The organism is Caproicibacter fermentans (assembly GCF_009746625.1).
Classification (GTDB): Bacteria; Bacillota; Clostridia; order Oscillospirales; family Acutalibacteraceae; genus Caproicibacter; species Caproicibacter fermentans.
In genome coordinates, this window is sequence record NZ_VWXL01000080.1 from 1 (window position 1) to 19,852 (window position 19,852).

19 protein-coding genes and 2 pseudogenes are annotated in these 19,852 nt (G+C 42.1%); 19 read left to right on the plus strand and 2 right to left on the minus strand.

The window, feature by feature from the left end; genetic code table 11:
- From CAFE_RS20685 to CAFE_RS13760, 7 genes and pseudogenes are all read left to right on the plus strand, one after another.
- Nucleotides 1–93: integrase core domain-containing protein (locus tag CAFE_RS20685; RefSeq protein WP_139104008.1), on the plus strand; the 93-nt coding region annotated here is incomplete at its 5' end.
- A gap of 19 nt (nt 94–112) precedes the next feature.
- Nucleotides 113–766 carry a siphovirus ReqiPepy6 Gp37-like family protein gene (locus CAFE_RS13735; RefSeq protein ID WP_233452821.1) on the plus strand — a complete coding sequence of 218 codons (654 nt, stop codon included), beginning with the start codon at nt 113–115 and terminating at the stop codon, nt 764–766.
- A gap of 66 nt (nt 767–832) precedes the next feature.
- A protein-coding gene (locus tag CAFE_RS13740) for an IS3 family transposase (protein WP_233452822.1) occupies nt 833–2,007 on the plus strand; the annotation gives its coding sequence in 2 pieces (ribosomal slippage) (nt 833–1,072 and nt 1,075–2,007; 1,173 coding nt in all).
- Nucleotides 1,964–2,773 carry a hypothetical protein gene (locus CAFE_RS13745; protein WP_233452823.1) on the plus strand — a complete coding sequence of 270 codons (810 nt, stop codon included), beginning with the start codon at nt 1,964–1,966 and terminating at the stop codon, nt 2,771–2,773. The genes CAFE_RS13740 and CAFE_RS13745 overlap by 44 nt, the downstream gene beginning before the upstream one ends.
- Nucleotides 2,774–2,790: 17 nt before the next feature.
- Nucleotides 2,791–3,294 carry a hypothetical protein gene (locus CAFE_RS13750; RefSeq protein ID WP_027625350.1) on the plus strand — a complete coding sequence of 168 codons (504 nt, stop codon included), beginning with the start codon at nt 2,791–2,793 and terminating at the stop codon, nt 3,292–3,294.
- A gap of 16 nt (nt 3,295–3,310) precedes the next feature.
- On the plus strand, nt 3,311–5,665 hold the full coding sequence (locus CAFE_RS13755) for a hypothetical protein (RefSeq protein WP_330594010.1): 2,355 nt from the start codon (nt 3,311–3,313) through the stop codon (nt 5,663–5,665).
- A gap of 75 nt (nt 5,666–5,740) precedes the next feature.
- Nucleotides 5,741–5,923: pseudogene (locus CAFE_RS13760) on the plus strand (phage holin family protein); the annotation flags it as partial.
- Between the two features lie 38 nt (nt 5,924–5,961).
- Here the strand turns inward: CAFE_RS13760 and istB are convergent.
- On the minus strand, nt 5,962–6,759 hold the full coding sequence (istB, locus tag CAFE_RS13765) for an IS21-like element helper ATPase IstB (protein WP_156990963.1): 798 nt from the start codon (nt 6,757–6,759) through the stop codon (nt 5,962–5,964).
- Complete coding sequence (gene istA / locus CAFE_RS13770) at nt 6,752–7,972, minus strand: IS21 family transposase (RefSeq protein ID WP_156990964.1); 1,221 nt, start codon at nt 7,970–7,972, stop codon at nt 6,752–6,754. The genes istB and istA overlap by 8 nt, the downstream gene beginning before the upstream one ends.
- Nucleotides 7,973–8,006: 34 nt before the next feature.
- Here istA and CAFE_RS13775 point away from each other — a divergent pair, with 34 nt between their 5' ends.
- The 12 genes and pseudogenes from CAFE_RS13775 to abc-f form a co-directional block, all read left to right on the plus strand.
- Nucleotides 8,007–8,357, plus strand: coding sequence for a phage holin family protein (locus CAFE_RS13775; RefSeq protein ID WP_461950004.1), 351 nt, complete (start codon nt 8,007–8,009; stop codon nt 8,355–8,357).
- Nucleotides 8,358–8,385: 28 nt separating this feature from the next.
- Nucleotides 8,386–9,087 carry an N-acetylmuramoyl-L-alanine amidase gene (locus CAFE_RS13780; RefSeq protein WP_040036565.1) on the plus strand — a complete coding sequence of 234 codons (702 nt, stop codon included), beginning with the start codon at nt 8,386–8,388 and terminating at the stop codon, nt 9,085–9,087.
- Nucleotides 9,088–9,282: 195 nt separating this feature from the next.
- Nucleotides 9,283–9,522 carry an SHOCT domain-containing protein gene (locus tag CAFE_RS13785; RefSeq protein WP_079421704.1) on the plus strand — a complete coding sequence of 80 codons (240 nt, stop codon included), beginning with the start codon at nt 9,283–9,285 and terminating at the stop codon, nt 9,520–9,522.
- A 61-nt stretch (nt 9,523–9,583) separates the two neighbouring features.
- Nucleotides 9,584–11,149, plus strand: coding sequence for a recombinase family protein (locus CAFE_RS13790; RefSeq protein WP_040036564.1), 1,566 nt, complete (start codon nt 9,584–9,586; stop codon nt 11,147–11,149).
- A complete protein-coding gene (locus CAFE_RS13795) occupies nt 11,150–11,563 on the plus strand; it encodes a recombinase family protein (protein ID WP_040036563.1) in 414 nt (137 codons plus the stop codon). It begins immediately after the preceding gene.
- Nucleotides 11,564–11,566: 3 nt separating this feature from the next.
- A complete protein-coding gene (locus tag CAFE_RS13800; RefSeq protein ID WP_330594013.1) occupies nt 11,567–13,138 on the plus strand; it encodes a recombinase family protein in 1,572 nt (523 codons plus the stop codon).
- A 221-nt stretch (nt 13,139–13,359) separates the two neighbouring features.
- Complete coding sequence (locus tag CAFE_RS13805; protein ID WP_081622764.1) at nt 13,360–13,707, plus strand: GIY-YIG nuclease family protein; 348 nt, start codon at nt 13,360–13,362, stop codon at nt 13,705–13,707.
- Nucleotides 13,704–14,168 (plus strand): DUF6530 family protein, encoded by a 465-nt coding sequence (locus CAFE_RS13810; protein ID WP_018664412.1) that lies wholly within the window; start codon nt 13,704–13,706, stop codon nt 14,166–14,168. Before CAFE_RS13805 ends, CAFE_RS13810 begins: the two co-directional genes overlap by 4 nt.
- Nucleotide 14,169: 1 nt before the next feature.
- On the plus strand, nt 14,170–16,209 hold the full coding sequence (locus tag CAFE_RS13815; RefSeq protein ID WP_156990965.1) for an AAA family ATPase: 2,040 nt from the start codon (nt 14,170–14,172) through the stop codon (nt 16,207–16,209).
- Nucleotides 16,210–16,242: 33 nt separating this feature from the next.
- Nucleotides 16,243–16,833: a helix-turn-helix domain-containing protein gene (locus CAFE_RS13820; RefSeq protein WP_018664414.1), complete on the plus strand. Its 591-nt coding sequence runs from the start codon at nt 16,243–16,245 to the stop codon at nt 16,831–16,833.
- Between the two features lie 434 nt (nt 16,834–17,267).
- Nucleotides 17,268–18,485, plus strand: a complete 1,218-nt coding sequence (gene mef(A), locus CAFE_RS13825) for a macrolide efflux MFS transporter Mef(A) (RefSeq protein WP_156990966.1) — start codon at nt 17,268–17,270, stop codon at nt 18,483–18,485.
- A 120-nt stretch (nt 18,486–18,605) separates the two neighbouring features.
- A pseudogene (gene abc-f, locus CAFE_RS13830) lies at nt 18,606–19,727 on the plus strand (ribosomal protection-like ABC-F family protein); the annotation flags it as partial.
- Between the last annotated feature and the right edge of the window lie 125 nt (nt 19,728–19,852).

Consider the following 19,852-nt stretch of genomic DNA (forward strand, 5'->3'; position numbering starts at 1 on the left):
TGGCGAAATGAATATAACCACCTTCGCCCACACAGTTCTCTGGATAATTTGACGCCGGCAGAATACGCCATGAAAATCTCAGGTGATTACTAACTTTCTATCTGGACGGCTTTTGGGGGCAGGTCAGGAATCACAAGCAGTATTTTCTAAGGAATATGAAAATCTTACTGAACAGATTTATACGATAAGTGCAGGAGATTATGCCAACACTGCCCTTGTTGCTGGTGAAGGAGAAGGCACAGAGCGAACCTTTATTTCGATTACAGGTGGCTCAGGTGAGACAAGACATGAAATTTTTGTGGATGCTAAGGATTTGCGGGCGGAAGACTTTGGTTCGGATTACATTGATACACTAATCTTTCGAGGTCAAAGTAAGCTTAGTGAGCAGGCCATACGATATTCATTTGATACATCTATCAATCCACACGGCAATTTAACATATAAGATAGACTTCGATCTTGGGCAGACCGTCAAAGTTATTTCCAAAGCATGGGGTGTATCCATGACGACACGTATCACCGAAGTCGAGGAAACCTATGACGCAGACGGCCAGAGCATCAGTGTAGTGTTTGGAAAAGCGGAGTTAACGATAGCACAAAAAATCCGCTCTGACTTAAGCGAGGTTAAAACAGCGATATTTGCTCCAACGGGCATATCCGAAATTGCACAGGCTATAGGGACCGTGGAGGAAACGTTGGGAATTGTGGAGGAAACCTTAGGTGACTTGACTGAGGTAGATTCAGAGATTCAAGGAGACAGCGTGTAATGGTATAGTGAACTTGTAACGCTCCTGCCTAATGGATTACAATATCTATTAGAAAAGGAGAACGCCATGCAAACAATTACTGAGGAAACCAAGAAAAAAGTTGTAAAGCTCCATATCCAAGACGGTCGCACAATTGCCAGTCTTGCTGCCGAATACGGAATCTGTCACGCTACCGTTTCAAACTGGATTCGCGCTTACCGTGAAGAATGCCAAACAAATGATGCCGCAAAGTCTGAAAACGAATTAATGCAGGAAGTTAGGCAACTCCAGAGGAAACTTGCAGAAGCTGAAAAGGAAAACGATTTTCTAAAAAAAGCAGCGGCATTCTTTGCGAAGGAAATCGATTAGTGGCATATCGATTCATCGAGAAACATCAAAGAGATTTCGGAATCCGTTGGTTGTTAAGGCGAATGGGAATCTTTCCAAACGCATATTACAATTACCTGAAACAAACCAAGGCTGCATACCGTGCAAAGAGAAATGGGATTTGCCGTAAAATCAAGGATATCTATCATGAATTCGGCGGAATTCTTGGCTACAGAAGCATGCGCGTTTTCCTTGCAAGAAATCAGATATTTTTAAGCAAAACTACGGTTCACAAATATATGAACAAAGAGCTTCATCTGCAGTGTGTCTGCCGCCGTAAGCGCCCTGGTTACAAAAAGGGGCATGCCCACAAAATCTTTCCAAACCTGTTGGATCGAAACTTTGTGGCAGACAAAGCCAATCAGGTCTGGTGTACAGATTTTACATATGTTTTTCTTACGAACGGTTCCATGCGTTACAACTGTACCATCATTGATTTATACGACCGCAGCGTGGTCGCAAGTGAAACCGGCAAATGGATTACGAGCGATTTAGCAATTTTGACTCTCGAAAAAGCCCTTCATTCCCAGAAGAGGAGACCTGAAAATCTAATATTGCATTCCGATCAGGGAAGCCAGTTTACTTCCGTTCAATTTATCCTTTATTGTCGGGAACACGGCATTACGCAAAGCATGAGCGCCGCGGGGTGTCCTTATGACAATGCTCCGATGGAACGTTATTACAATACTTTTAAGGCGGAATTGATCAATCGCTTCAACTTTCGGACCGATGAAGAATTGGCACATGCTGTCTCAGAGTACGCCTATGTTTGGTACAATCAGGTTCGTCCACACTCATACGACGATTATCGTACCCCCTACGAGGCAAGATATGGATTGGATCAATTTAGACAGTTGCGTTACAAAAACGCTTGACCATTACAGCGTAGCATCTACTATCAATAATCTGTATGGTAAACTACCAGCACTCGAAATCAATGTGGGCGGAGGTACTATATCCATTGGACAATATGCGTTGTACCATATGAACTCTGGGGATGCCTTTTATTTCACCTCATGGAGTGGCAATAAGTTTAGTGACCAGCCAAGTGATGACGGTCATGTCTTTTTGGTAAAGCATAACGGGGATAACACGGGGAATGGCTATCAGCGGGCAATGGGTTTCTTTATTTCTCGTAATACCATGACATTTTATGTGATTTCTGTTTTCGTATTTAACAACCCTTCTGGTCAAGCAAACTGGCTTAATATCAATAACGAACCTGTAACTACTGCAAGGATTGCCAATGGAGCAGTCACTGGCTTGAAAATTACAGACCGTACAATTACAGCCACTAAACTGGCTTCTTCCTTTAGCGACTACTCAACTACAGAACAAAACACAGGGCGGCTATGGATAGATGGCAAGACGATTTATCGTAAAGAGATAAATCTCGGTTCGCTTACGGATACAACACCAAAACATGTACCTCATGGTATAGCAAACCTCAGCACTGTTGTCAGTTTAACCGGTTTTGTCACGAATGGGAGTGTTTTCTTGCCACTGCCCCTTGCTCGTTACAACAACTTTGCATCTCAAATCGGACTCTTCGTGAATATGACCGACATTGTAGTCGAACCAGGCAATGATAGAACTGCATATACAGGCTATGTAGTTATAGAGTACACAAAAACCGTTTAGTAAGGAGGGAATAGTTTATGGAGAAAAGTGGATTTTTCAACTCATCTGATGGAGATAGAATCTATGACGCGACAGATTTCGCTGCATATTTTGGAAGCCTTGTCTCGAATGGTGTATTTTATTCTACACCAACAAACCTTCTGGTGTCTCCAGGGATTGGGTTGGCAGTGAGCATAGCAGCGGGCAGTGCGTGGATTAATGGTTATCGATATGAAAATACGGATGTTTTAAACAAACCACTTTCTACAGCAGACGGAAGCAATCCTCGCATAGACCGGGTTGTGGTTCGCTTAAGTCAAATTACGAGGAGCATTCAGCTTGCCATTGTCACGGGTACTCCCGCAGCAACACCCATAGCTCCAGAGTTGACAAGAACAAGCGATGTCTATGAACTTGGCATCGCTGATGTTTTAGTACCTTCGGCTGCCACATCGATTTCAGCAAATAACATTATAGATACCCGATTGAATACTAGCCTTTGTGGGCTGGTAAACTCGCTAGTTTCGGCTGTTTATGAATAGGAGGAGGTGAATGTAAGTGGCGGATATTAATGGCATCACTCTGCAGGCGGGTTCTAGCCCGACCGTCCATTACACAATTACTTATACCAAAAGCCGTCTAAATAATAGTCAGATGAGATACAATTTCACCATATCCGCTGCGTTGGGTTCATCAGGTTCCTTTATCCGTAGTGGTTATGCATTGCTTTGCACTATAACTGTAAATGGATCTTCTTCACAGGTACGTATTAAAGCGGCGGATGGAGATAACTGGGAAGGGACCACACCAAGGCTCAGATATGTTTCGGTAACCTGCGCTTCTACTACAGGTAATGCAACCCAGCCAGTCACATTCAAAGTGGTATCTGATGGACGATTGCCATTATCCTCTGGTGTAATTACCAATTCAAGCTATACGGTACTAAGTGCTCCATTGCTTACTACAGCTTGTGGAGCCCCAACATCTTGTACTGTTTCTCCAACACTTGCGGAAGGGAATGTGACTCTTTCTTGGAGCGGTGCTTCTGGAGGCATCAATAATACGATTTCCAGTTATGAGATTCAATATAGTGATTCCGCCGATAATGTCACATGGGGAGCATGGACTGCTCTGACAACGGTGACCACCACAGCGACAAGTGGTAGTGTATCCGTTGCTCCGCCTCCTACCCGAGGTAATTATCGTAGATTTCAGGTACGAACCCGTGGTACAGCAGGTGCTAGTTATTACTCTAGCTGGAAAGTATCCACAAACAGCGTCCGCAGAAATACGGTGCCAAAGCCAGCGACGACTGCTGTTGCCTCCCCGGCAGCATATAGCGATGAGACTATCACGCTTAATTGGAGCGGAGCATCTAACGGTACCAGTCCAATTAAGGGATATCAAATTGCCAGTCGCACATCTACGGATAATAGTACTTGGAGTGCGTGGAATGTGTTGACCACGTTGACACTGGCGGCAAGCGGAGGGAGCTATAACCCAATAGTTTCAAGGACTCCAGGAACATATACTCAATTTGGTATTTGGACAATTGATACATTAGATGTTTATTCAATAGAAAAAGTCAGCAATAGTATCTATTGTAATGTCACAGCTTGTGCAGCACCGACCCTATGCACGGTAAGTGCAACATTATCTGAAGGAAATGTCACTCTTTCTTGGAGCGGAGCATCTGGCGGTGCAGGTAACCCTATCACTTCCTATGAAATACAGTACAGTGATTCACACGATAACATCAATTGGGGTGCCTGGTTGGCATTGGCTATAGTCAATAATTCTGCAACAAGCAGTATTTTAAATGTCAGTCCACCTGCTACACGTGGCCATTATCGTCGGTTTCGAATAAGAACTCGTGGTACGGCTGGTGAGGATTATTACTCAGACTGGACTATTTCCAGCAATACTGTTCGTAAAAACATACTGCCCATACCACCGACTATTTTTGCCGCAAACCCTCCTATATATGAAGCTAATACAATAAATCTTTCATGGAGTGGGACGGTACCTGGAACCAGTGCGATTAAGCAGTATGTCATACAACAGTCTACATCGACAGATGGTGTGAATTGGTCGGCATACGTAGCACTGACGACTATTATTTCAAGCAATACCTCAGGTAGCCTTCAGGTAAATGCTTCACAAATAGCTGGTCGGTATACCCGTTATCGAATCAGTGTTACAGATGCACTTGATGCAGTTTCTGCCTTTGTAGTTAGCAACATGGTAAAGAAAAACAGCCCACCTGCATCACCAGTAGTGGACTGTCCAATGTCTGGCAATTTTACTTATAACTCTACACCACGTTTTATGATTACAACAGGAATTGAACCAGATGGACAAACACAAATAGTGGAGGTAAGGATTGACTCTGGTCCATGGCAAAATAGCGTGGACAATCCTGAGCGGTTTTCTGTAAGCGGCTATCTTGGTAATGGTGTCAAGACGGTTTACCAGGCAGAACCTCTTTCTGTAGGAAATCATACGGTTACTTTTCGTTGCCTTGACAGTGATATCGAGTCAGCAAGCACAGAAGTTGTTCGTACCTTCACGATTTTAGCATTACCTTTTGAAATCATCACCGCTAATGTGACACATGTAAAGGCAGCGCATATTCAGACGATTCGAACTGCTATAAACAGGGTACGTAGCTATTACAATATGTCCCCTGCAACTTGGAAAGAGGAAATCGTCGCAGGAAAGACCACTGTTAAGAATTGGCCATTTCATATCGTTGAAATACGCAAAGCTATTGATGCGATTATTATGATGATTAATAGTTTTGATTCTTCCCAGGCATTCGATATACCACCTGTCACATGGGTGTCTATTGGTACAGGACGACCAAAGGCAGATGTAATGCAACAAATTCATGACCTAATAAAAATAATGTAAAGATAATATTCAGCGCTCTTGTAACTTGCAGGGGCGCTTTTCTATATGGAAATACACGAAACGGAGGTGTCTTTAATGAAAGAAATTTGGAATTGGATACAACTGGCTATTGCTGCTGTCGGTGGATTTCTTGGATGGTTTCTCGGTGGTTATGATGGATTTCTTTATGCTTTGGTAGCCTTTATTGTCATCGATTATGTGACGGGAGTGCTGTGTGCCATTATAGATAAAAAGCTATTGTCAACGCCGGGAGAAAAATGACCGAAACGCCGGTGGAATTGACCCACAAACGCCGACTATTCTTTTGCCGGTTTCTCCAACGCCGGAATATCTGCCGGCGGGACCATCTGAACGCCGATTTTGAGCCGGTCTTTCAGCCGGTATGTTTCGCCCCGGATGTTGATCACATGAGCATGGTGCAGCAGGCGGTCAAGCGTGGCCGTGGCAATCACGGTGTCGCTCATTAACTCGCCCCATTCGCTGAAACGCTTGTTGCTGGTCAGGATGATGCTTCCGGTTTCATACCGGGAACAAATGAGGCGAAACAGCAATTCGGCGGATTCCCGGTCAAGCTGCATGTAGCCGACTTCATCGACGATCAGAATATCCGGGCGGAGATAGACCCGCCATCTTCGCTCCAGACGTCCTTGAATGCTGGCCTTTCGGAGATCGGCGATGAACTGCGGCAGCGTCACAAAGTAAACCGTCATACCGTTACGCAGCGCCTGCATGGCAAGCCCGACGGCTAAATGTGTTTTCCCGACGCCGGGCGGACCCAGAAAAACGACATTTTCATTTCTGGCCGCAAACGCCAGCGTAGACAGCTCCTTGATTTTTCTCGGATCAATGCTGGGCTGAAAGCTGAAATCGAATTCTTCCAAAGTCTTTCGGTTGGGCAGTCTGGAAAGCTTGATTCTGGTCTCCTCGCTGCGGCGTCTTCTCTCCTGATGTTCGGTATCCAGCAATTCTCCAAGAAAGTCCAGATAGGTCAGTTCCCGATGGGAAGCGTCTTCCAGTCTGGCATCCAGGAGCTCGGCCGCAGTGGTCAGCCCCATGCTTTTCATCAGCTCCCGGGTGTGCTCCAACTCAACCATGGGAAGCCACCCCCGTAACCTGATCGTAAATATCCAGAGAGCGGGTCTCTACTGATACGTTCCCATTTAGTCGGGCAAACGGCGCTGCGGTCGGAAGACCATTGTGCTCGGCAAGCCCCTGATACTGGCCTTTCAGCCAAACAATCCGTCCGGATGCGTATTCCACTCTGTGGGCGGCAATGCGGACTTCTCCGTCATATGCTTCAAATGTTTCGCCGCAAAACCGGACGCGCACTTCCCGCCCGGCGTACTGCCACGGAATCCCGTATCTCGCTCCGTCAAAGCTGACGAAACCGTCTTTGGTGACTTTTCGGATTCCCCACCGGTATTTGTCGCGGATGCTCTTTTCCGGAAGAGAACGCAGCGTTTCACCGGACAGTTCTTCCAACGGGATTCTGCCCGTTGTTCCATGAACTTTACTGTCTGCCTTTTTGCACCACTCCAGCGCCTGCAGATTCAAATCTTCAAGCCCGGTAAAGGTTCTGCCCGGCAGAAAGTTGTTCTTTACATATTGAACCAGCCGTTCCACTTTCCCTTTTGTTTGAGGACGCCGGACTCTGCATACTTTCGGGATGAACCCCATATCGGATGCAAAGTCGGCAAATTTCGTATTCCAGACGGTTTGTCCTGCTTCCCGATGGTCAACTACGGTTTTCATGTTGTCTGTCAAAACCACTTCCGGGATGCCACCGAAATATTCAAACGCATGAATCATGCACCGTTCCAGGCTGTACAGATCGCATCGCTTGGTGAATTCCAAATACTTGACCCGCGAATGCCCCAAAATCATCACAAAGGCCGGGACCTTATGTGTTTCTCCCTTCCCGTCTATGTAATTGCAGATGCCCCAGTCCATCTGCGCTTGTTTACCCGGCAGGCTTTCATATCGGGGAACGGAAGGTATGTTTTTTGCAGGCCGGTATGGATGCACATAGTCTTTCAGAATACTCATTCCGCCGGTATATCCTTTTGTACGCAGTCGTTCCAATATTACCACGCAATTAAAAATTCCCTGATGCATCATTGCCTGGATGTCTTCTCTGAATCCATCCAGTTTGGAACCCATTTTCGCGGAATGCTCCGATGGTCTCTGAGGTTCCCGATACTTCCGGGCTGTGTTCTTGGATATGCCTAATTCATTTCCGATGGCATAGTTGCTCTTGCCATTCATCGCTTTATCGCGTATCATGAGGATTAGCCCACTCCTTATCATTCCGGTCACTCCCATACAAGTTATCGCAAACTTTATGGTAGACCTTGATTTGGTGTGGGTCAATTTTTCGGCGTTCTCGGTCAATTATACTCCGGCGGTGACACTATGTAGCGAAATCGGTGCTAAGGGAATTTTCAAAAAGGTACTCATCTTTGCAATGGTAGGAATCGCTCATATTATCGATACACAAATTTTAGGTAGTATCGGAGAGGATAGTGGTGCTTTACGTACAGCAGTAATCTTTTTCTACCTAAGTAATGAAGGAATATCTATTTTGGAGAATGCCGGTCATATTGGACTGCCCATCCCAGAAAAACTAAAATCGGTTCTTCAGCAATTACATGGACGTGATGGGGAACCGCCTAAGCCTGGTGATGGAATATGATTGACTTAACATATTAGAGGTGATTTTAATGAAGTTACGCAAACTAATATTTACGAACAATGCCTGCTTCAAAGCGGGTAAAACAATAACACCGAAGGGTATCATGGTTCACTCGACCGGCGCTAACAACCCGTGGCTCAAACGATATATTGGCCCAGACGATGGCTTGCTCGGAAAGAACCAGTATAACAACCATTGGAATCAAGACAAACCTGGAGGGCGTGAAGTCTGCGTCCATGCCTTCATTGGTAAATTAGCAAATGGTTCCATTGCTACCTATCAAACATTACCTTGGAATCACCGAGGTTGGCATGCTGGCGGGGCTGCGAACAATACTCATATTGGATTTGAAATTTGCGAGGACGGTTTGACCGATGCCTCGTATTTTTCTGCTGTTTACAAGGAAGCTGTGGAGCTTTGTGTACATCTTTGCAAACTCTATGGGTTTAGTGAAAAAGATATCATCTGTCACAGCGAAGGTTATAAACGAGGCATTGCCAGTAATCATGCAGATGTGATGCATTGGTTTCCTAAGCATGGGAAGAGTATGGACACCTTTCGAGCGGATGTAAAGAAACTATTAAATGGTGAAAATAAAACAGTTGAGCCGGTGAAAAAGAAATATTACCGTGTGCAAATTGGTGCTTATTCTGACAAAGCAAATGCGAATGCACAGCTTGCCAAAGCTAAAAAGGCAGGCTTTACGGATGCATTTATTAAGTATGATTAATCAAGATGGGCGAGTTTAAAACGGTGTTGCTTGATTTTCACAAAGTCTCTCAAATAAAATATTAAACTATTAATTTATCTAGCCTGTGGGGGTTCTTCCCTTGCAGGCTCTTTTTTTATGCCTTGATTTAATTAAATTCTACAAATCCTCAACTTCGACCTGTTCCCACGGCTATTAGGTAGGAGGTGATTCCTAGTGAATCAGCACGAGGATAAAAAAGTTACGAAGATCTCGGATGAGGTTATAGACAAAAGCACCACCGCACTTAAGAGAGTTTCACAGGAACAGTTACAACGTGAGTTTGATTATATCCAGGCAGAAAAGTTGCTGAGAAAGATGCTCGAAAAAGGCTTAATAACTGAAGTGGAATTTAACAAGATAGACGCATTAAACCGCCAAACTTTCTCCCCTTTTTTAGCTGAAATAATGCCCTGAAATCGTTGATATATAAGGGTTTCAGAGGTAATATGTGACCTACCAAGAAGGAGGTGAGAGGATGAAAAAGATAACGAAAATAGAAGGGAATCTAGCCAACTCTTTTATTAAGCCAAAAACACTAGTAGTTGCCTACTGCCGAGTTTCAACAGATAGTAATGAACAGCTAGTCAGCTTGCAAGCGCAAAAGGCTCATTATGAGACTTATATAAAGGCGAATCCAGAATGGGAATATGCAGGCTTATATTATGACGAGGGAATCAGTGGCACGAAAAAGGAAAACCGCTCTGACCTGCTTAGAATGTTATCAGACTGTGAAACTGGAAGGATTGACTTAATTATTACAAAGTCCATCAGCCGATTTGCGAGAAATACTACAGACTGCTTGGAGATGGTTCGAAAACTGATAGGCCTTGGGGTTCATATCTATTTTGAGAAGGAAAATATCAATACGGGTTCAATGGAAAGCGAGTTGATGCTCTCCATTTTAAGTGGGCTTGCAGAAAGTGAGTCAATTTCCATTTCAGAAAATACGAAGTGGGCCATTCAAAGACGATTTCAAAACGGAACCTTTAAAATTTCCTACCCGCCATATGGTTATCAAAATATTGACGGTCAAATGATAGTAAACCCCAAGCAGGCTGAAGTTGTGAAGTATATTTTTGCAGAGGTATTATCGGGCAAAGGCACACAGAAAGTTGCAAATGATCTTAATCAAAAGGGTATCCCATCAAAAAGAGGTGGTCGTTGGACAGCTACTACGATTAGAGGGATTCTGACCAATGAAAAATATACTGGTGATGTTATTTTGCAAAAGACTTATACTGACAGCCATTTTAATAGGCACACCAATTATGGTGAGAAAGATATGTATCTAGTAGAAAACCATCATGAGGCAATTATCAGCCATGAAGATTTTGAAGCTGTAGATGCCGTTCTCAATCAGAGAGCAAAGGAAAAAGGCATCGAAAAGCGCAACAGCAAATATCTAAACCGATATTCTTTCTCTGGCAAAATTATCTGCTCGGAATGTGGCAGTACCTTTAAAAGACGGATTCATTCATCCGGTCCAAGAAAATACATTGCTTGGTGCTGCAGTAAGCATATAAGCAATATAACGGAATGTTCTATGCAGTTCATTCGAGATGAAGATATAAAGACTGCATTTGTTACGATGATGAATAAACTCATATTCGGTCAGAAGTTCATATTAAGACCACTTTTGCAGGGGTTACGTAACCAGAACAATGCAGCGAGTTTTCGTAGAATTGAAGAGTTGGAAACTAAAATTGAAAACAACATGGAGCAGAGCCAGGTACTGACAGGTTTAATGGCCAAAGGGTATCTGGAACCTGCTCTGTTTAATAAAGAAAAGAATGCACTGGAGGCAGAAAGAGAAAAACTTCTTGCCGAAAAGGATCAACTTACTCGTTCCGTCAATTCCAATTTTGCAAAAGCAGATGAAGTTGACCGTCTGCTTAAGTTTGCCACTAAGTCCAAAATGCTCACAGCTTATGAGGATGAGTTGTTTGAAGATTACGTAGAGAGGATTATTGTCTTTTCACGGGAGGAAGTAGGTTTTGAATTAAAATGTGGAATCACATTGAAGGAAAGGTTGGTGAATTAGATGGGTCACACACCCTATGGATATAGAATTGAAGATGGAAAAGCTGTTGTGGATGAAAAGACTTCTGAGCAGGTAAAAGAATTATTTTCAGGATACTTGGCAGGACTTTCTTTGAAGGATGCTGCTAAACAAGCTGGGATAGACTGCTACCATGCCACAGCAAGTAAGATGTTGCAGAACAAGCATTATCTTGGCGATGAATTCTACCCTCCAATTATTGATGAGAAGACCTTCGAAAAAGCTGGGGTGGAAAAACGAAAACGAGCAGAAAAGCTCGGAAGGATATGGGAACCTAAAGATGAACCGGAAACGGATTATCCTGTAATATTCAAAGCAAAACCTCTGGTGCAAAAATATGACGACCCATACAAACAGGCAGAATATGCCTACAGTTTGATAGAAAGTGAGGTGTAACAAGTGGCAGTGAGTAGGAATGTAACAGTGATTCCGGCAATTAAACGAGTCGGAAATAATAAAAATAGTGAAAGCAAACCCAAAATACGAGTGGCCGCTTACTGCCGTGTTTCAACGGATAGTGAGGAGCAAGCTTCAAGTTATGACATTCAGATTGAACATTATACAAATTATATTAAGAAGAACAAGGAATGGGAATTGGCAGGGATTTTTGCGGATGATGGCATCACAGGTACAAATACCAAAAAGCGAGATGAATTCAACCGCATGATTGAAGAGTGCATGGCAGGAAATATTGACATGATCATCACAAAATCCATTAGCCGATTTGCCAGAAACACGTTGGATTGCCTTAAATACATCCGTCAGTTAAAGGATAAAAATATTGCTGTGTTCTTCGAGAAAGAGAATATTAACACCATGGATTCCAAGGGTGAAGTATTGCTGACTATCATGGCATCCCTCGCCCAACAAGAAAGCCAATCCTTAAGCCAGAACGTTAAGCTGGGTATTCAGTATCGATATCAGCAAGGTGAAGTTCAGGTCAACCACAAGCGTTTCCTTGGATACACCAAGGATGAAAACAAGCAACTGGTGATTGACCCAGAGGGGGCTGAGGTTGTTAAACGAATTTACAGAGAGTACCTGGAAGGAGCCAGCCTTTTACAGATTGCTAGAGGACTAGAAGCAGACGGTATTCTAACAGCGGCAGGCAAAGCCAAATGGAGACCAGAAACACTGAAAAAGATACTGCAGAATGAAAAGTACATCGGTGATGCCCTTTTACAAAAAACATATACGGTTGATTTCCTCTCTAAAAAGCGAGTCAAGAATAACGGCATTGTTCCCCAGTATTATGTAGAAAACAGTCATGAGCCTATCATTCCACGTGAGCTTTTTATGCAAGTTCAAGAAGAGATGGTCCGAAGAGCAAATCTTCGCGGCGGCAAGGGCGGTAAAAAGAGAGTTTACAGTAGTAAGTATGCTTTATCGAGTATTGTTTACTGCGGACAGTGCGGTGATATTTACAGACGGGTACATTGGAATAACCGAGGATACAAGTCAATCGTTTGGCGATGCGTCAGCCGTTTGGAGGAAAAGGACTCTGAATGCACTGCCCCTACCATAAATGAGGAAACATTGCAGACAGCAGTGGTTAAGGCTATTAACGAACTTTTGGCTAACAAAGAACCCTTCCTCTCAACCTTGCAGAAAAACATAGCTACTATATTTAATGAAGAAAATGATAATGCTACTGATGGCCTTGAAAGCAAATTGGAAGAATTACAACAACAGCTTCTTGTTCAAGCGAAGTCTAAGAATGACTATGAAGATGTGGCTGATGAAATTTATCGCCTTCGAGAATTAAAGCAAAATGCACTAGTTGAAAATGCAGAGCGAGAAGGAAAGAGGCAACGAATCGCTGAAATGACTGATTTCTTGAATGAGCAATCCTGCGAGTTGGAGGAATATGATGAGCAATTAGTGAGGCGGCTTATTGAAAGGGTTACGGTGCATGATGACAGAATTGAGGTGGAATTTAAGTCAAGTATTGAAATAGATATAGAAAATTAGATATAAGACTTGCCGCTGATTAAGGGTAACAGCTCTTGATTGGCGGCTTTTCGTTTTTATAATGCTTATGTCATACAGGAAATTGAAAAAACTTAACGGCAAGTTGCACAAGCTACTATTTTTATAAAATACTGTCTAATGGATAATTCTGCATTCATATGGTCTACGGAGCGTGGATTATATTTTGAGATACATTGTTTTATACTAGAGTCGAGGTGAAAATGATGGATACAAAAAGAAAAAAAGAGCTTTTAGAAGCCTATAAAAACAGACATCCTGAAATGGGAGTAATATCTTACCGTTGTAAAGAAACTGGCGAGGTATTTTTGGGTATCTCCAAAGATACAAAATCAGCCTTTAACAGCAATAATATGAAATTGGCAGCCAACTGGCATCCTAATAAACGATTACAAGAACTCTGGAATAAATATGGCTCGGAAGGCTTTGAACTATCAGTTATTAAAGTGTTAAAGTATGATGACCCACACGAAGATTATACAGCAAAATTAGAAAGTTTGAGAGAACAGTGTCTCGCTGCTGATCCAAATGCAAGGAGGATATGGCGATGAATGAAAAAGTTGTTATGGTATCAAATGGTTATGAGCGTATAGATGGCAGAAACGCCTATAAATCTGGCATCAAACGTTTAACATTAGGTGCACCTATGCTGGAAGAAAATAAAAAAATGCAGATTGCCGCACAGATTTGGAAAAATGATAAAGATGGTGAATTGATTTTGGCCCAGGAGCTGCCCATCCATCAAATATTTGATTTGATGATTTTTTTGTCCAGGACATTGCTTTACTTCAAGGAGGCTTACCGACTCCCCCTTTTATATGACCCGGAAAAACCCCTCGTGGAACGTGTTGGGCTACAAGGCGATGTGCTACCTGTAGAGGTGTGTGTAGACAATCAAAACATCAATGAGGACATCAAAGCATTTGCCCAGAGTCTGAATGATTTAGGGGAATTGATTGGAGAACGCAAGCGGGTGCTTAACCGAATTTTAGAAGAATTGGAGTTATATTAATATGAAACAAACCAGTATTTTATCACCTACCAGACAGCTATCAGAAGAGGAGAAGTCCCATGTCTGGCAAAAACCACCTTCACATATTGAGAGTGAAGCAGAAAAACGTATATATCAAGAAGTAGTAAGAAATTGGAATCGCGGTGAAATGAAAATTAGCACCATTTTGCTGGAGGGGGATGCTGGTTCGGGAAAAACCCAGATTGCCAAAGCTCTATCTGCTGATTTTAACCTGCCTTATACGAAAGTAACCTGTTTTGCAGATATGGATAAATCCGATGTCCTGGGTTCGATTCTTCCGGTGCTGTCAGAAGAAGATGGTCATTCTGATAAGGTTGAATATCGCTATTATCCGTCAGAAATTGTTCGTGCGTATGAAAATGGATGGCTCTTGGAGATTCAGGAACCGACAGTGATTCGGGATGCTGCTGTTTTAATGGCGCTAAATTCCGCATTAGAACCAGATGGCAGTCTAAACTTGCCAACTCGTATCGCGCATCGTCACCCTGATTTTATTGCGGTTATCACAACAAACCGCGGTTACAATGGCTTCCGGCCCTTAAATGAAGCTATGCGAGATCGAGTGCAGCATGCAGAAAAACTAGATTTACCGCCTAAAGAAGTGATGATGGAGCGGGTTAAAGCTAAGACCGGTTATGAATCTGAACCTGTACTATCTCTTTTAGCTGAAACGATTATGGTGCTGGATGAGACAGCCCGCGCCAATGCCATTAAAGGTGTGGCCGGTATGCGTTCCTATATCTTTTGGGTGGATGCCGTTCAAAGTGGTGCCTCAATCCAAAAAAGTTTATATTATAAGGTGTTATACAAAATCACGACCGATCCGCAGGAGCTTGTTATTTTAGAGCAGGCACTGGCTAGTCATGGCTTGACAGAAAAGCTTGAGGAAATGGATCACATATGTCAATCGCAAAAAGACGGAGAAAATCCTGAAGTAATGGAACTTAATATTTCCGAAAACGGAGAATTCTCTGCCAAGACAGATCAAGCTGATAAAAACGCAGTGCGTCTGAGAAAATCAGAAGACAGTGAGGGGCATTCTGATACGAGCAGTGATGAAAATACTGATATTTCAAGCAATGATAATGGGGAAAATGGCACTCCATTCTATCATGAGCTCGATAAATCAGATACAACCGAATTACAAAAAAAAGAATTTCGTAAACAGTTGAACAGGGAAGCACGGCAAAGTGTTCAAGGAAGTGTCCATGAAGATATTAAGCTGATTGTCCATCGTCCGGAAGTTACCTACCAGAACAGGGAAGAGTATAACCGTATGATGACAACTTTGATGCCAGTTATTCGGGAATTAATCAGAAAAACAAATCCGCTGTTGGAGCATGAATTATCTGCTGAATTCGCGAAATCGAGGTTGTATGGCACAAAATTTTGCGCGGATCAGGTTGCCACTATGGATTTTCGCACATTTGCCCGCAAGCGTCCGCCTGAGGAAGAACCCTCTATTGCGGTTGCTCTCAGGATTGATGAATCAGCGTCAATGTCAGCCTTTGGTCGTTTGGATGCAGCAAAACAGGCAGCTGTCGCCTTATACGAATTCTGCAAAGGGTGTGGCATTCCGATAATGGTTTACGGGGATACAGCAGACCGCTCCAAGCTGGAGCAAATGTCTGTCTATTCCTATGTAGACTTTGAAAGCAAAGATGCAAATGAAAAATATGCTCTTATGAACATTCAGGCTCGCAGCAACAATCGGGATGGTATGGCATTGCGCATTATTTCCGATAGATTGCTTAATGCGCCCCAAAAATCCAAATTAATAATCAGCATCAGTGACGGGCAGCCTAAGGCTATGCCTGATTATTCAGGTGAAAAGGCAGCGTATGATATGAAAGATACTTTGCAGGAATTTAGGCGAAAAGGCATCCAGTTCCTAGCTGCAGCTATTGGACAGGATAAGGAGGCTATCCGAGAACTTTACGGTGCTGAAAATACACTGGATATAACCGATTTGAAGCAGCTTCCAGCAAGATTGGTACAAGTAATCGCAAGGTTCATGTAGTATGATATATTAAGCAGAAATGGAGGTGGTGGCATGGATTGTGTGAAAATAGGAAAATTAATTGCCAAGCTGCGAAAGGAAAAAAACCTTACCCAGAGAAATATTGCAGATGCACTGGGTATTCAAAATAAAACTGTTTCAAAATGGGAATGTGGTTTAGGATGTCCTGACATATCGCTGTGGCCAGAACTATCTACTATTTTGGGTGTTGATATGAAACAGATGATGGAGGGTGAAATCACATCAAATAAGCCGGATAGCGGCAATATTGATAAAGTACGTTTTTACGTCTGTCCTTCCTGTGGAAATATTTTGGTGAGCACAGGAAGTGCCTCTATCTTCTGCTGCGGAAGAAAATTAGAACGTGTCTTGCCTACTGTTGCAACTATTGCACCAAAAATCACGGTAGAGGAAATAGATACTGATTACTTTGTCACTTTTGACCATCCAATGACCAAAGATCATTATCTTTCTTTTGTGGCCTATGTTAAAAGTGACAGAGTATTTCTAAATCGCTTGTACCCAGAACAAAGTCCAACTTGTAGGTTTCCTATAACTACCGGTGGCAAACTATTTGTTTATTGTATTAAGCATGGCTTATCGGTATATTCAGGTAATCTATAATTAAATCAATATTATCTTCCTGGGATGTATATGTTTGTTGTACTGTCCATGGCTTTTTTCAATTTTAAACGTTGTTTAAAACAACTTATTGTGTTAAAATATATGCTGATACAAATAAGAGTTTAGGAGGAACCGAAACTATGACAGCCTCAATGCGTTTAAGATAAGCTGGCAATAAAAAAAAGCAGAATCTATCCCCGATGATAGGCTTTTTTGTTGTGCTTATTTATACGATATTGAGCATTCATTAGTTACGGTGAGATATAAGTTATTTAACTATACCTTTATTTAACTATGTCTTTAATATGAATGTTTCCAAATTGTATGTATGCAGACCAAAAGCCACATTGTGGATTTAGGCCTGCATTTTTTATTGCCTAGAATGCTATTCAAAATAGAAATTCAAGCAAAATAATATGCAGGAGATAATATAAATGGAAAAATACAACAATTGGAAACTTAAGTTTTATACAATATGGGCAGGGCAGGCAGTATCATTAATCACTAGTGCCATCCTGCAAATGGCGATCATTTTTTACCTTACAGAGAAAACAGGATCTGCGATGGTCTTGTCTATGGCTTCACTAGTAGGTTTTTTACCCTATGCGGTCTTTGGACCAGCCATTGGTGTATTAGTGGATCGTCATGATAGGAAGAAGATAATGATTGGTGCTGATTTAATTATCGCAGCAGCTGGGGCCGTGCTAGCTATTGTTGCATTGTATATGGAGTTACCTATCTGGATGGTTATGGTAGTATTGTTTATCCGTAGCATTGGAACAGCTTTTCATACCCCGGCTCTCAATGCGGTTACGCCACTTTTAGTACCAGAAGAACAGCTTACGAAATGTGCAGGCTATAGTCAGTCTTTGCAGTCTATAAGCTATATTGTTAGTCCGGCGGTTGCAGCACTCTTATACTCCGTTTGGGAACTAAATGCTATTATCGCCATCGATGTATTGGGTGCTGTGATTGCATCTATTACGGTAGCAATTATACGTATTCCTAAGCTGGGTGATCAAGTGCAAAGTTTGAAACCAAATTTCATAAGAGAAATGAAAGAAGGAATGGTTGTACTACGGCAAAATAAAGGATTATTTGCTTTATTACTCGTTGGAACATTATATATGTTTGTTTATATGCCCATAAATGCATTATATCCTTTAATCACTATGGAATATTTTAATGGTACACCGATGCATATTTCTATTACGGAGATTGCTTATGCCTCTGGTATGTTGATAGGGGGTCTATTATTAGGGTTATTTGGGAATTACCAAAAGCGAATCTTATTAATAACGGCATCAATTTTTATGATGGGGATAAGCTTAACCATTTCAGGATTACTTCCTCAAAGTGGATTTTTCATATTTGTAGTCTGCTGTGCAATAATGGGGCTTTCGGTTCCGTTTTACAGCGGTGTGCAAACAGCTCTTTTTCAGGAGAAAATTAAGCCTGAATATTTAGGACGTGTATTTTCTTTAACTGGAAGTATCATGTCTCTTGCTATGCCAATTGGGTTAATTCTTTCTGGATTCTTTGCTGATAGAATCGGTGTAAATCATTGGTTTTTACTATCAGGTATTTTAATTATTTGCATTGCAATAGTTTGCCCAATGATAACTGAGATTAGAAAATTAGATTTAAAATAAACAATATTGGAGGGATATTTATGTATCTTATTTTCATGTAATTCTTCCTGCTTAAATCGCAGGGTTTTCCCTGCGTACAAGCAAATGAAAACATGCGATTATAGACAGGAGGAAAATGTTATGGAATTGATATTAAAAGCAAAAGACATTCGTGTGGAATTTAAAGGACGCGATGTTTTAGATATAGATAATTTAGAAGTATATGATTATGACCGTATTGGTTTAGTAGGAGCAAATGGTGCAGGAAAAAGCACTTTATTCAAGGTGCTTTTAGGCGAATTAACTCCTCCAGGATGTAAAATGAATCGTCTGGGTGAACTTGCCTATATCCCTCAGTTGGACGAAGTAACCGTGCAGGAGGAAAAAGATTTTGCACTTGTAGGCAAGCTTGGTGTTAAGCAATTAGATATACAAACCATGAGCGGCGGTGAAGAAACAAGGCTTAAAATAGCACAAGCTTTATCGGCACAGGTTCATGGTATTTTAGCGGATGAACCTACGAGTCATTTAGACCGTGAAGGAATTGATTTTCTAGTCGGGCAGCTAAAATATTTTACAGGTGCACTGTTAGTTATTAGCCATGACCGCTATTTTCTTGATGAGGTAGTAGATAAAATATGGGAACTGAAAGATGGCAAAATCACTGAGTATTGGGGAAACTATTCTGATTATCTTCGCCAGAAAGAGGAAGAACGCAAGAGCCAGGCTGCAGAATTCGAACAATTTATTGCGGAACGTGGCCAATTGGAAAGGGCTGCGGAGGAAAAGCGGAAGCAGGCCCGAAAAATAGAGCAGAAGGCAAAAGGTGCTTCAAAGAAAAAAAGTACTGAAGGCGGAGGGCGTTTAGCTCATCAAAAATCAATAGGAAGTAAGGCAAAAAAGATGCATAATGCCGCTAAATCTCTAGAACATAGGATTGCGGCGTTAGGAAATGTAGAAGCACCAGAAGACATTCGCAGGATTCGTTTCAGACAAAGTAAAGCATTGGAGCTTCACAATCCATATCCTATTGCCGGTACGGAAATTACTAAAATATTTGGGGATAAGGTACTGTTTGAAAATGCATCTTTTCAAATTCCGCTTGGAGCAAAAGTGGCTCTAACTGGTGGGAATGGAACAGGAAAAACAACTTTAATCCAAATGATCTTAAACTATGAAGATGGAATTTCTATTTCACCTAAGGCAAAAATAGGTTACTTTGCACAAAATAGTTATAAGTACAACGGTAATCAGAAAGTCCTAGGGAACCTCTGATTTAATCCGCCCCTCTACCGAAGAGAGGAGAACTCTGGTAAAATAGAACTATCAATTCACAGGCGGTGCAGAGAAATGAAAAAGCAACAAACTTTTACGGATATCGAATATAG